Origin of the sequence: Thermoactinospora rubra (assembly GCF_002093975.1) — a bacterium.
In the GTDB taxonomy this organism is placed as follows: Bacteria; Actinomycetota; Actinomycetes; order Streptosporangiales; family Streptosporangiaceae; genus Nonomuraea; species Nonomuraea rubra_A.
The window spans coordinates 71,095-83,304 of sequence record NZ_KZ084335.1 but is presented as its reverse complement, the minus strand read 5'-3'; the positions used below and the strand labels follow the sequence as shown (position 1 = coordinate 83,304).

Sequence of the window (12,210 nt, the reverse complement as noted above, 5' to 3'; positions counted from 1 at the left end):
CATGCCCTCGACGCTACGGAAGCCGAGGACCAAAGTCAATATTTCCTACAGGATTTACATGGAATGCCAGAGGTCCGGCTCCCCCGGCACGCGCCGCACCCGCCCCCTCGCCTCCAGCCAGGCCAGGTGCGCGAGCGTCTCGTTGTTGGCCGCCCGCCGCATGAACGCCGGGATCGACTCCCACGGCCGCGACCAGGTCAGCCGGGTGGCGACGGCCCAGCAGGTCACCCCGTCCCCGGCGCGCACCACCTCCTCGATCTCCGCCAGCCGCCGCTCGTGGTGCGCCATCACGTGGTCGACGCGCTCGGCCAGCTCCAGGAAGCGGTACTCGTGCGCGGGCAGCACCTCCTCGACGTCGAACCCGCGCACGGCGGCCAGGGAGTCGAGGTAGTCGGCGAGCGGGTTGGGGCCGCTCTGCGGGTGCACGGCCACCATCGGCGTGATCTTCGCCAGCACGTGGTCGCCCGAGAACAGCAGGCGGCGCTCGGCGGAGACGAAGCACAGGTGACCGGGCGAGTGGCCGGGCGTCCACACCGCGCGCAGGTCCCAGCCGTCCAGCCCCACGGGGTCGCCGTGCTCCAGCAGGCGGTCGGGGCGGGCCGTGGAGACCATGTGCCTGATCATCATCGAGGCCCCGGCCAGCTCCTCCAGGGTCAGCAGGGGAACCCCGCACCGGACCAGCAGCGCCCGCTCCCGCGCGATCAGCGATTCGATGAACTCGTCGTCGTAGCGGTCGCGCAGCAGGGCGGCGTCCGCCGGGTGGAGGGCGATCCAGGCGCCCGACTCCTCCCGGATGCGCCCGGCCAGGCCGTAGTGGTCGGGATGGATGTGCGTGACGAGCACGCCCTTGACGTCGGCCATGCCGTACCCGGCGACCCCGAGCCCCTCGGCGAGCGCCCGGTAGGCCTCGTCGGTGTTCCACCCGGCGTCGACGACGGCGACCCCGTCCGGCAGCTCCAGGGCGTAGACGAGCACGTAACGCAGCGGGTTGACGGGAATCGGCACCGGGATGGACCACAGGCCGGGCCGTACCTTCTCCACCTCGGGGAGCACGCCGCCCTGCCAGGCCGCCCGCTGCGCCTCGTTCGCCGCCGTCACCGCAAACTTCGCCATGCTACAGAACGATATTCTAATCCGGGCGGGTGCGAACCACACGGGTCCCGCATGCGCCACCCGGCGGCACGCTGGGCCCATGACAACCGCGACCGCGCACCACACGCACCTTCGCCGCCGGCCCGCCGTGGCCGGGATCGACCTCATGCCCGGCGCCGCACCGCTCCTGCCGTGACGCCTACAGTGACCCCTACGATGACCGGCACACCCGACTCCCGCCTGCGGGCGGCCAGGATCGCGACGCTGGCCACGCTCGGCATGGGCGTGGCCGTCAGCCTCGTCATGCCCGCCCTCGGCGCCCTGCGCGAGCCGCGGCCGCTGTGGATCGCGCTGGGCCTGGCCGCGATCGCGGCCTTCGCGGCCGCGCAGGCGGGCGTCCTGTACGCCGCGGTCACCCCGTCGCTGGGCCAGGCGACGCACCGCCGCCTGGTGGCCGCCTTCGCCGCCGCCTCGGTGCTCACCGTCCCGCTGGCCGCCCCGCTCGGCGGCGCCGCCTGGCAGACCTGGGCCTGGATCGGCGCCTCGATCATCGGCACCGCGCCGCTGCTGGCCGGCCGGGCGCTCACGCTGGCCGTCATCCCGGCGACCGTTCTGGTCTCGTACGGCACCGCCGCCTGGTCGGGCGCCTCCCCGCTGCGCGCCGTCCTGATCACGGTGACGGTCGGCCTGTCCTTCGTCGCGCTGGGCGGCCTGCACGTGTGGCTCTGGCAGCTGCTGCTGGAGGCCAGGGAGGGCAGGGACGCCCAGGCCCGGCTGGCGGCGGCCGAGGAGCGGCTGCGGTTCGCCCGCGACGTGCACGACCTGCTCGGCCACGACCTGTCGGTGATCGCGCTCAAGGCCGAGCTGGTCGAGCGGCTGCCGCCGGAGCAGGCCAGGGCGGAGGCGGCCGACCTGCGCAGGCTGGCCGCCGAGACGCTCACCCACCTGCGCCAGGCGATCGACGGCTACCGCAGGACCGACCTGCGCGCCGAGCTGGCCTCCGTCGAGCGCGTCCTGCGTGCCTCCGGCGTGCGGTGCACGGTCAGCGCGCCCGACGGCGAGCTGCCGCAGCAGCTCGCGCCCATGCTGCGCGAGGCGAGCACGAACATCCTGCGCCACAGCGCCGCCAGCTGGTGCAGGATCGAGGTGACGCCGCGCGGCATGACCGTGGCCAACGACGGGGCCGGAGCCGGCGAGCCGGACCCGCACAGCTCCGGGCTGCGCGGCCTGGCCGACCGCCTCGCCGAGCACGGCGGCACGCTGCGCACACGGGTGGACGGCGACGTGTTCACGCTCGAGGTGGCGCTGTGACAGAGGTGGCGCTGTGACAGGGGATGCGGGCGGGGCCGCGATCAGGGTCCTGCTGGCCGACGACCAGGAGCTGATCCGGCACGCCCTGGCCGCCCTGCTCGGCCTGGAGCCCGGCCTGGAGGTCGTGGCCCAGGCCGCCGACGGGCGGGCCGCCGTGGACCGGGCGCTCGCCCACCGGCCGGACGTCGCCGTGGTCGACCTCGACATGCCCGCCCTCGACGGGCTCGCGGTGAGCGCCGAGCTGGCCCGGTCGCTGCCGTCGTGCGCGGTCGTGATCCTGACCGGGTACGGCAGGCCGCCCCTGCTCAAGCGGGCCCTCGACGCGGGCGCCAAGGCGTTCCTGCCCAAGGGCTCGCCCGGCGGCACGCTGGCCGACGTCATCCGGCGGGTCCACGCGGGCGGCCGCTACGTCGACCCGGCGCTGGCCGCCGACGCGCTCACGATGCCGGAGTGCCCGCTCACGCCCCGGGAGCTGGAGGTGCTCCGGCTGGCCGAGGTCGACACGCCGGTGGCGGTGATCGCCCGGCGCACCCACCTGTCCAACGGCACCGTGCGCAACTACCTGGCCGCGATCGTCGCCAAGCTCGGCGTGACCGGCCGGTCAGAGGCGTTCCGCCTGGCGCGGGAGCAGGGCTGGCTGTAGGGCGGGAAGACGGAGGAACAGCAGCGCCGAGGCCAGGGCGAGCCCGGCGACCAGCGCCCAGGCCGGGCCCACGCCGTACACGGCGGCCGGCAGCCCGATGGCGAAGTTGGAGACGCCGCCGCCGAGCTGGAGTGACAGGGAGCCGACGGACGTCACCGTGGTCCGCTGGGCGGCGGTGACCGACTTGTGGGTCAGCTCCTGGCGGAGCAGGCCGGTGACGCCGCCGCCCGCGTACAGCAGCACGTAGGCGCCTCCCGCCGTGGCCAGGCCCGCGACGCCCAGCGCCGACACCACGGCGAAGGCCGTCGTGCCCAGCTCCGCCGTACCGGTCAGGGCCGCCAGCCGGCCGGGGGTCAGCAGCTCGACGGAGTTCAGCACGACGCCGGCGACCATCGCCGACAGCATGAGATGGCGTAGCAGGGCCGAGCCGGTCGCCAGCCGGAGCCCGGCGGCCACCGTGCCGGGCACCTCGCGCAGCACGGTGCCGAGGGAGCGGCGGCCGTGCGGCGGCTCGGGCAGCGCGAAGAGCACCACGACCAGGAGCGCGGCCGACCGCCAGCAGCGGCACGCTGAGCACGAACGCCCAGAAGGTCGTGGCCAAGGCCATGGCGAGCATCCCCAGGGTGCTGAAGGCGGCCGAGCAGGCCAGCACGCTGCGGCGCCCGATCACGTCGGCCAGGCCGCCGGTGGGCAGCTCAAGGGTGAGGGTCAGGACCGAGAAGGCGGTGAACACCACGCCGATCTGGGCCAGGCCCAGCCCTCGCTCGCCCATGAGCAGGACCATCGGCGCGATCATCAGCGCGGCGGGCAGCCAGCCGAGGAAGCACACCAGCGCGTAGCGGCGGCGGGCCGACCACGGCGTCACAGGACGGCCTTCCTGGGGTAGGCCGCGATGAAGACGTACACGTCCTCGGCGTCCGGCGAGTCGCCGTACCGCTGCTCCATCTCGGCCATCAGCGCCCGGAACCGCGCGAGGAGCTCCGCCCGCCCCTCGGCGGTGAGCCTGATCATGTCGTCGCCGTTGCCGACGGCCGCCGTCCACTCGGCGGGCCAGTCGGCCTCGTCGTACTCCCGCATCGCCCTGGCGAGGATCTCCAGCTGCCGCTCCCGCATCATCCGGTTCGCGTCGCGGCCCTCGGCGGTGGCCGACAGCTCGCGGCTGTTCCAGGTGGTGAAGCGGTGGCGGGCGCGCCAGCGGCGCTCGCGGGCGTCGCCGGAGGGCGCCTCCTCGATGAAGCCGTACTTGGCCAGCTCCCGCAGGTGGTAGCTCGTCGAGCCGGAGCTCTCGCCGACCTTGCGGGCGAGCTGGCTGGCCGTCGCGGGGCCGTCGGCGCGCAGCAGGCCGAGCAGCCTGACGCGCAGCGGGTGCGCGACGGCCTTCAGCACCCGGGGGTCGGTGACGACGTACTCGTGCTCCATGAGGTCACGATAGATCGCAAAGAAATATTTGCAAAGAAGTTTTTGCGGTCAGGCGCTCGCGACCGCGACCACGATGATCACGAGCATGAACAGCAGGCACACCAGGGCGACCACGCCCAGGGCGATGGTCCAGCCGATGCCCGGCCACGGTTGCGGCGCCGGCCCCAGCGCCCCGGCGTTGAAGACGGTCAGCGGCGCGTGGTACTCCAGCTCGACCGTCCCGCCCGGCTGGAGCCACAGCGGCTCGCGCACCAGCCCCATGCGGCCGATCCAGGGGACGTAGACCTCCAGGAGGTGCTGCCCGGGGACCACCGGGATGACGTTGCGGCCCCACCTGACCGGGACCGGCTGACCGTTGATCGACAGGCGCGGGGTGATGATGGCCAGCGAGAAGGCCAGCCAGTGGTGTCTGATGTCGATGACCAACCAGGACTGCGGAGGGTTCATGGGCCGATAGCCTGCCAAACATGCTGGACGACATTCGAGTGGACGAGGCGGTCTTCGAGCTGAGGCCGGACTTCGCGGTGCTGGCCATGGCCGCGTACGGCGTGCGCAACGGCCCGACGGACGACCGCTCGCGCGCCTGGCTGGCCGAGGCGGCGCGGCATGCCGTACCGGCCGATCACGAGCGGCTGGAGGCGTGGCGGGAGGCCTACCGGGCCTTCGGCGCCAAGCCGTCGCGGACCCGCCCCTCGGTGGACGCCCTCACGCGCAGGCTGCCGCTGCCGGAGATCAACCTGGTGGTCGACGCCTACAACGCGGTCAGCGTCAGGCACGTCCTGCCGATCGGCGGCGAGGACCTGGCCCACTACAAGGGCGCGGCGCGGCTGGTGCGGGCGACCGGCGAGGAGGCCTCGGAGGAGGCGCTCGGCGCGCCGGAGCCCGGCGAGGTGATCTGGCGCGACGACGTCGGCGTGACCTGCCGCCGGTGGAACTGGCGCCAGGTGGTCCGCACCCGGATCACCGAGGAGACGGCCGACGCGCTGTTCCTGCTGGAGCGGCTGGAGCCGATGTCGCTGGAGGAGCTGAAGGCCGCCGGGGAGGAGCTTGCTGAGCACTTGACGGAGCTGTCGCCGGATGTCCGCATCGTCACCAGAGTGATCACTGCGGCAAGTTGATATCCAAAGGTGACAATCTGCACCCCACCCGAATTGACTAGGTCGGCGCCACCCCTTTGGATCGTCCTGAGGGGGTCAGTCAGGGCTGCCCCGCCCGGCGCGCACATTCGGCCAGCTCGGGCGAGTAGCCTTGTACAGGTTCTCTAACATCAACGCCGATCTGCGGAAGAGGGCGATTTCCGCCGTGTCGTCTGAGTCGTCGCGGACAAACCCGCTGGCAAGCTTCGGTCAGAACGAGTGGCTTGTCGACGAGCTGTACCAGAAGTACCTGCAGGATCCCGAGTCGGTGGACAAGGCCTGGTGGAACTTCTTTGCCGACTACAACCCTGATTACGGACCGGGCCGAACCCCGGTGAGAGAGGCGGCCAACGGCGCCACCGCGCCCGCGCCCGCTCCCCCCGCGACACCCGCCAAGCCGATGGACGGCAAGCCGGCCGCCAAGCCGGCGGACGCGGCACCGGTGGCGGACAAGCCCAAGCAGCCCGCCACGCCGCTGCCGCCGGGCGCGCAGGAGGTCAAGCTGCGCGGCGCCGCCGCCCGCACGGCGCTCAACATGGAGGCGTCGCTGGCGGTCCCCACCGCCACGAGCGTCCGCGCCATCCCGGCCAAGCTGCTCATCGACAACCGCATCGTGATCAACAATCACCTGAAGCGGGGACGCGGCGGCAAGGTCTCCTTCACGCACCTGATCGGCTTCGCCGTCGTCAAGGCGCTGCGGGCGATGCCGGAGATGAACTACTCCTACGCCGAGGTCGACGGCAAGCCGACGCTGGTCAAGCCCGAGCACGTGAACCTGGGCCTGGCGATCGACGTGCAGAAGGAGAACGGCGAGCGCCAGCTGCTCGTGCCCTCCATCAAGGCGGCCGAGCAGATGGACTTCCGCCAGTTCTGGATGGCGTACGAGGACATCGTCCGCAAGGCCCGCGGCGGCAAGCTCACCATCGAGGACTTCCAGGGCACCTCGATCTCCCTGACCAACCCCGGCACGATCGGCACCGTCCACTCCGTCCCGCGCCTGATGCCCGGCCAGGGCACCATCATCGGCGTCGGCGCGATGGAGTACCCGGCGGAGTACCAGGGCGCCTCGCCCGACACGCTCGCGCGCCTGGCCGTCTCCAAGGTGATGACCCTCACCAGCACCTACGACCACCGGATCATCCAGGGCGCCCAGTCGGGCGACTTCCTGCGCCAGATCCACCGGCTGCTGCTGGGCGAGGACGGCTTCTACGACGAGATCTTCGAGTCGCTGCGCATCCCCTACGAGCCGGTCCGCTGGACCCAGGACGTCTCGGTCTCCCACGACGAGGACGTGGCCAAGCCGGCCCGGGTGATCGAGCTCATCCACGCCTACCGGGTGCGCGGCCACCTCATGGCCGAGACCGACCCGCTGGAGTACAAGCAGCGCAAGCACCCCGACCTCGACATCCAGTCCCACGGGCTGACGCTGTGGGATCTGGAGCGCGAGTTCGCCACCGGCGGCTTCGGCGGCAAGCCGCTGATGAAGCTGCGCGAGATCCTCGGCGTGCTGCGCGACTCCTACTGCCGCACGGTCGGCATCGAGTACATGCACATCCAGAACCCCGAGGAGCGGGCCTGGATCCAGGCGCGGGTGGAAAAGCCCCACGCCAAGCCCGACCGCGACGAGCAGCTGCACATCCTGTCGCGGCTCAACACCGCCGAGGCGTTCGAGACCTTCCTGCAGACCAAGTACGTCGGCCAGAAGCGCTTCTCCCTGGAGGGCGGCGAGTCGCTGATCCCGCTGCTCGACTCGGTGATCGACGCCGCGGCGGCCGACGAGCTCGACGAGGTCGTCATCGGCATGGCCCACCGCGGCCGGCTCAACGTGCTGGCCAACATCGTGGGCAAGTCCTACGGCCAGATCTTCGGCGAGTTCGAGGGCAACATCGACCCGCGCACCGCCCACGGCTCGGGTGACGTGAAGTACCACCTGGGCGCCACCGGCGAGTTCACCGGCCGCAGCGGCAAGACCATCACCACCTCGGTGGTGGCCAACCCCTCCCACCTGGAGGCGGTCGACCCGGTCCTGGAGGGCGTCGTGCGCGCCAAGCAGGACCTGCTGGAGCGCGGCGAGGAGGGCTTCTCCGTGCTGCCGGTCCTCGTCCACGGCGACGCCGCCTTCGCCGGGCAGGGCGTGGTGGCCGAGACGCTCAACCTGTCGCAGCTGCGCGGCTACCGCACCGGCGGCACCGTCCACATCGTGGTCAACAACCAGGTCGGCTTCACGACCTCGCCGGCCTCGTCCCGGTCGAGCGTCTACGCCACCGACGTGGCCCGGATGATCCAGGCGCCGATCTTCCACGTCAACGGCGACGACCCCGAGGCCGTCGTCCGGGTGGGCCGCCTGGCCTTCGAGTACCGGCAGGCGTTCCGCAAGGACGTCGTGATCGACATGATCTGCTACCGGCGCCGCGGCCACAACGAGGGCGACAACCCGGCCTTCACCCAGCCGCTGATGTACGACCTCATCGACGCCAAGCGCTCCACCCGCAAGCTCTACACCGAGGCCCTGATCGGCCGCGGCGACATCACGGTCGAGGAGGCCGAGTCGGCGCTGCGCGACTACCAGGCCAAGCTGGAGCAGGCCTTCACCGAGGTGCGCGAGGCGGCCAAGAAGCACGAGAGCTCCGGCGACCTGCGCGTGCCGCCGACCGAGGTCGTCAAGTGGTCGCACGCCGACACGCCCACGGCGATCACCGACGAGACGCTCAAGCGGGTCGTCGACACCCAGCTCAACATGCCCGAGGGCTTCACGGTCCACCCGCGCCTGGCGCCGGTGCTCCAGCGCCGCGGCCAGATGGTCGAGCAGGACCAGATCGACTGGGCGATGGGCGAGACGATCGCGTTCGGCTCGCTGCTCATCGACGGCCACCCGGTGCGCCTGGTCGGCCAGGACTCCCGCCGCGGCACCTTCACCCAGCGCCACGCCGTGCTCGTGGACCGGGTGACGGGCGAGGAGCATACCCCGCTCAAGGCCTTCAACCAGGGCACCACGAAGTTCTACGTCTACGACTCGCTGCTGAGCGAGTTCGCGGCGCTGGGCTTCGAGTACGGCTACAGCGTCGTCCGGCCCGACGCGCTGGTGTGCTGGGAGGCGCAGTTCGGCGACTTCGTCAACGGCGCCCAGACGATCATCGACGAGTTCATCTCGTCGGGCGAGCAGAAGTGGGGCCAGAAGTCCGGCGTCGTGCTGCTGCTGCCGCACGGCTACGAGGGCCAGGGGCCCGACCACTCCTCGGGCCGCATCGAGCGGTTCCTGCAGATCTGCGCGCTGGACAACATGACCGTCGCGCAGCCGACCACCCCGGCCAACTACTTCCACCTGCTGCGCTGGCAGGTGCACTCCGGCCGGCACAAGCCGCTGGTCGTCTTCACGCCCAAGTCGCTGCTGCGGCACAAGCTGGCCACGTCGAAGGCGTCGGAGTTCACCTCGGGCGTCTTCCAGCCGGTCCTGGGCGACACGACGGTCGACCCGTCGGGCGTCCGCCGGGTGATCCTGGTGTCCGGCAAGCTCTACTACGACCTGGTCCAGCGTCGGGAGAAGGACGGGCGCACCGACACCGCGATCGTCCGTCTCGAGCGGCTCTACCCGTTCCCGGAGGAGGAGCTGGGCGCCGAGCTGTCGCGCTACGGGTCGGACGTGGAGCTCATCTGGGCGCAGGACGAGCCGGTCAACATGGGGCCGTGGCCGTACCTGTCGCTGAAGCTGGCCGAGAACCCCGGCCTGTTCGGCGGGCGCAGGCCGCGCCGCGTCTCGCGCACGCCCAACAGCTCCCCGGCCGTCGGCTCGCACGCCGCCCACGAGCAGGAGCTGGAGGAGATCCTGCAGCAGCTCTTCGCCTGACGCTTCGCTCTTCAGGAGGCCTGACGCTTCGCTCTTCAGGAGAGCTGAGCCGTCGACGCCGCAGCGCCCCGTCCGCCCGGCGGGGCGCTGTCGTTTCCGCACTAAAGTGAACGCCATGTACTTCACCGATCGGGGAATCGAGGAGCTCGTCGAGCGCCGTGGCGGGGAAGAGGTCTCGCTGACCTGGCTGGGCGAGCGGCTGCGGGAGTTCGTCGACCTCAACCCGGAGTTCGAGACGCCCATCGACCGGCTGGCGACCTGGCTGGCCCGGCTGGACGACGAGGACGAGTGAGGACACGAGCCAGAGCGGCGGCCCCGCCGTACCGCTCGCGATACATCTTGAAATCCCCGAAGACGCGACATATCGTGTCTACGAGACCGATTCGCCGGGGGTGGGGCATGCCGCAGTGGGCGATCGACGGGCCGGAGAAGCTGACGTTCGGCGACGTGCGGACGCTCAACGTCCGCACGGTGTCGGGCAGGCTCGATGTGCTGGCCAGCGACGGGCCGCCGGTGCTGGAGGTCACCGACATGAACGCCGGGCCGCTGATCGTGACGCACGACGAGGCCGACGGCACGCTCACGGTCACCTACAAGGACCTCAGCTGGGAGGGCCTGCTGTCCTGGCTCGCCGGGCCGCGCAAGCGGCGCTGCGAGCTGGCCATCGCCGTCCCGCGCACCTGCGCGGTCAACGCCGGCGTGGTGACCGCCTCGGCGACGGTCGCGGGGTTCGAGCGGCGGACGCGGGTGCGCAGCGTGTCGGGCGAGATCGTGCTCGACGGCGTGAGCGGCGACGTGCACGCCGAGGCCGTCTCCGGCTCCGTCGAGAGCCGGGCCATGGAGGGCGACCTGTCGTTCAAGAGCGTCTCGGGAGACCTGACGGTCGCGGGCGGCACGCCGCGCCGGCTGCGCGCCAACACCGTGTCGGGCCGGATCACGGCCGACCTGGTGCTGCGCCCCACCAGCCACGTGACGATCAACACGGTTTCCGGCGACGTCCTGGTACGGCTCCCGCACAACGTGGACACCGACGTGAAGGTGCGCTCGACGTCGGGACAGCTCGACTGCGCCTTCGACGGCCTGCGGGAGCGCTTCGCCCCGGGCATGAGGTCGCTGACCGGGCGGCTGGGCGACGGCATGGCCGCCCTGTCCGCCACGACCGTCTCCGGACAGGTCGCGCTGCTCAGGGGGGAGAGGCGATGAGCCCTGTCTTCGGGCACGGCCGGCTGCGGCTGTACTTGCTCAAGCTGCTGGAGGAGAGCCCCAGGCACGGCTATGAGGTCATCAGGCTGCTGCAGGACCGCTTCCTGGGCGTCTACTCCCCCTCGCCGGGCACGATCTACCCCCGCCTGGCCAGGCTGGAGGAGGAGGGCCTGGTCACCCACGAGGTGATCGACGGCAAGAAGGTGTTCTCGCTCACCGACGAGGGCCGCGCCGAGCTGAACGCGCGGCTGGACGAGCTGGCCGACCTGGAGCAGGAGATCACCGAGTCTGTGCAGGACATCGCGCGCGAGGTGAAGGAGGACGTGCGCGCCACGGTCCGGTCGCTGCGCGAGGAGCTGACCCACATGGCCAAGAACGTCCGCTCCGGGCAGCGGCCCGACTTCCGCCGCGTGCAGTCCGACTGGATGGACCACGCGCAGCGCTGGCAGGAGGAGGGCGAGCGCTGGAGCGGCGAGTGGCGCAGCATCTGGTCGCAGGTGTGGTCCACGTGGGGCGGCGCCACCGAGAACCGCGCCGAGCTCGACGCCGAGCTGGGTGAGATGCTGGCCGACTTCGTCGAGCGGGTCCGCCGCGACGCCTCGGAGGGGCGCCTGACCCGCCACTCGCTGGAGGAGGCGCGCAAGGCGTTGGACAAGGCCGCGGCGAAGATCCGCGACGCCCTTTAGGCGTTCAGGCATTTAGCCGTTCAGGCGTTCAGGCGGCCGACGCCCGGGCCTGGGCGGCCTGCCGGGCGCGGTAGGCGAGCGGCAGGTACCGCAGCCGCTCGGGCAGCCGCGGCGTGACGGCGGCGACCGTCCGCCCGACCGCGCGCAGCAGCCGCTCCTGCCGGGCCGTCCACCGCAGCCCGAGCTTGTCCCGTACGGCGGGCGGCAGCGTCCCCACGGTGACGAAGTAGTTGAACTCCCCGGCCCCCATCCCCACGGGCCGCCACAGCAGGCGCAGCGGCCGGGGCAGGGCGGGCGGCACGGGGGTGTCCCGCATGGTCGCCAGCACGTCGAACGCGGTCGGGTGGGGTTCGAGCCGCTCGGCGACCATCCGGTCGAAGTAGGCCCGGAACGCCTCAATGCTGTCCGGCACCTGCCTGCCGGGCACCTGCAGGATGCGGCCGAGCTTCTTGAACTCCTCATACAGCCGGCGCTCTTCCTGGGCGGAGTACGGCTCGGCGAAGATCCGCCGCAGCGTGAGGAAGCGCTCGAACAACGTCAGGTGGACCCAGGCCCACGCCTCGCCGTTGAGCGCGTGGTAGCCGCGGCCCCGCTCGTCCACCCCGGAGATGGGCCGGTGCAGCTCGCGCAGCCGCTCCCCCTCGCGCGGGCCGTCGGAGTACACCCACTTCTGGATGGAGGCCAGCGTGCGGTCCAGCCGCCCCCACGGGTCGCGCTTGTAGTCGGAGTGCTCCGCCACCGCCGCGCCGACGGCGGGGTGCATCGTCTGCAGGACCAGGGCGCTGCCCGCGACGAGGAGGTTGCGGTACTCGCCGGCGACGTCCCACTGCATCGAGCCCGGGCCGAAGGTCTCCATGGCCTCGCCTCCTGGGTGAT

12 protein-coding genes and 1 pseudogene are annotated in these 12,210 nt (G+C 71.8%); 7 read left to right on the top strand and 6 right to left on the bottom strand.

The genetic code is table 11. The annotated features are described in order from the left end of the window. Window positions 1–54 precede the first annotated feature (54 nt). On the bottom strand, window positions 55–1,113 hold the full coding sequence (locus BSB02_RS14780) for an MBL fold metallo-hydrolase (protein ID WP_084959368.1): 1,059 nt from the start codon (window positions 1,111–1,113) through the stop codon (window positions 55–57). Between the two features lie 195 nt (window positions 1,114–1,308). On the opposite strand from BSB02_RS14780, the gene BSB02_RS14775 reads away from it, so the two are divergent. Both BSB02_RS14775 and BSB02_RS14770 read left to right on the top strand, forming a co-directional pair. Further along, window positions 1,309–2,403, top strand: a complete 1,095-nt coding sequence (locus BSB02_RS14775; RefSeq protein ID WP_084959367.1) for a sensor histidine kinase — start codon at window positions 1,309–1,311, stop codon at window positions 2,401–2,403. Between the two features lie 13 nt (window positions 2,404–2,416). After that, window positions 2,417–3,046: a response regulator transcription factor gene (locus tag BSB02_RS14770; protein ID WP_084959366.1), complete on the top strand. Its 630-nt coding sequence runs from the start codon at window positions 2,417–2,419 to the stop codon at window positions 3,044–3,046. Here the strand turns inward: BSB02_RS14770 and BSB02_RS14765 are convergent. From BSB02_RS14765 to BSB02_RS14750, 4 genes and pseudogenes are all read right to left on the bottom strand, one after another. Then, the gene (locus tag BSB02_RS14765; protein WP_084959365.1) at window positions 3,005–3,580 is read right to left on the bottom strand and encodes a hypothetical protein; all 576 of its coding nucleotides are present in this window, start codon (window positions 3,578–3,580) and stop codon (window positions 3,005–3,007) included. The genes BSB02_RS14770 and BSB02_RS14765 overlap by 42 nt on opposite strands. 28 nt (window positions 3,581–3,608) lie before the next feature. After that, window positions 3,609–3,818 (bottom strand): annotated as a pseudogene (locus BSB02_RS43515) (MFS transporter); the annotation flags it as partial. An 89-nt stretch (window positions 3,819–3,907) separates the two neighbouring features. Next, the gene (locus tag BSB02_RS14755) at window positions 3,908–4,465 is read right to left on the bottom strand and encodes a winged helix-turn-helix domain-containing protein (RefSeq protein ID WP_084959364.1); all 558 of its coding nucleotides are present in this window, start codon (window positions 4,463–4,465) and stop codon (window positions 3,908–3,910) included. 48 nt (window positions 4,466–4,513) lie between these two features. Further along, a complete protein-coding gene (locus tag BSB02_RS14750; protein WP_143590667.1) occupies window positions 4,514–4,912 on the bottom strand; it encodes a hypothetical protein in 399 nt (132 codons plus the stop codon). Between the two features lie 20 nt (window positions 4,913–4,932). Here BSB02_RS14750 and BSB02_RS14745 point away from each other — a divergent pair, with 20 nt between their 5' ends. The 5 genes from BSB02_RS14745 to BSB02_RS14730 all read left to right on the top strand — a co-directional run bounded on the left by BSB02_RS14745 (window position 4,933) and on the right by BSB02_RS14730 (window position 11,334). After that, entirely contained in the window at window positions 4,933–5,583 is a 651-nt protein-coding gene (locus tag BSB02_RS14745; RefSeq protein ID WP_084959362.1) for a B3/B4 domain-containing protein, read from the top strand. 184 nt (window positions 5,584–5,767) lie between these two features. Continuing rightward, window positions 5,768–9,445 (top strand): multifunctional oxoglutarate decarboxylase/oxoglutarate dehydrogenase thiamine pyrophosphate-binding subunit/dihydrolipoyllysine-residue succinyltransferase subunit, encoded by a 3,678-nt coding sequence (locus BSB02_RS14740; RefSeq protein WP_084959361.1) that lies wholly within the window; start codon window positions 5,768–5,770, stop codon window positions 9,443–9,445. A gap of 115 nt (window positions 9,446–9,560) precedes the next feature. Then, entirely contained in the window at window positions 9,561–9,737 is a 177-nt protein-coding gene (locus tag BSB02_RS41085; protein WP_169729392.1) for a DUF6104 family protein, read from the top strand. Window positions 9,738–9,844: 107 nt separating this feature from the next. Next, window positions 9,845–10,648, top strand: coding sequence for a DUF4097 family beta strand repeat-containing protein (locus BSB02_RS14735; protein ID WP_084959360.1), 804 nt, complete (start codon window positions 9,845–9,847; stop codon window positions 10,646–10,648). After that, the gene (locus BSB02_RS14730; protein WP_084959359.1) at window positions 10,645–11,334 is read left to right on the top strand and encodes a PadR family transcriptional regulator; all 690 of its coding nucleotides are present in this window, start codon (window positions 10,645–10,647) and stop codon (window positions 11,332–11,334) included. Before BSB02_RS14735 ends, BSB02_RS14730 begins: the two co-directional genes overlap by 4 nt. Window positions 11,335–11,362: 28 nt before the next feature. Here the strand turns inward: BSB02_RS14730 and BSB02_RS14725 are convergent, their stop codons facing one another. Continuing rightward, the gene (locus BSB02_RS14725; protein ID WP_084959358.1) at window positions 11,363–12,190 is read right to left on the bottom strand and encodes an oxygenase MpaB family protein; all 828 of its coding nucleotides are present in this window, start codon (window positions 12,188–12,190) and stop codon (window positions 11,363–11,365) included. Window positions 12,191–12,210 lie beyond the last annotated feature (20 nt).

Bases quoted from the DNA above. Each gene is read 5' to 3' on its own strand.
- BSB02_RS14775 (WP_084959367.1), top strand. From the start codon at position 1,309: ATGACCGGCACACCCGACTCCCGCCTGCGGGCGGCCAGGATCGCGACG.
- BSB02_RS14750 (WP_143590667.1), bottom strand. From the start codon at position 4,912: ATGAACCCTCCGCAGTCCTGGTTGGTCATCGACATCAGACACCACTGG.
- BSB02_RS14730 (WP_084959359.1), top strand. From the start codon at position 10,645: ATGAGCCCTGTCTTCGGGCACGGCCGGCTGCGGCTGTACTTGCTCAAG.
- BSB02_RS14780 (WP_084959368.1), bottom strand. From the start codon at position 1,113: ATGGCGAAGTTTGCGGTGACGGCGGCGAACGAGGCGCAGCGGGCGGCC.
- BSB02_RS14745 (WP_084959362.1), top strand. From the start codon at position 4,933: ATGCTGGACGACATTCGAGTGGACGAGGCGGTCTTCGAGCTGAGGCCG.
- BSB02_RS14735 (WP_084959360.1), top strand. From the start codon at position 9,845: ATGCCGCAGTGGGCGATCGACGGGCCGGAGAAGCTGACGTTCGGCGAC.
- BSB02_RS41085 (WP_169729392.1), top strand. From the start codon at position 9,561: ATGTACTTCACCGATCGGGGAATCGAGGAGCTCGTCGAGCGCCGTGGC.
- BSB02_RS14755 (WP_084959364.1), bottom strand. From the start codon at position 4,465: ATGGAGCACGAGTACGTCGTCACCGACCCCCGGGTGCTGAAGGCCGTC.
- BSB02_RS14725 (WP_084959358.1), bottom strand. From the start codon at position 12,190: ATGGAGACCTTCGGCCCGGGCTCGATGCAGTGGGACGTCGCCGGCGAG.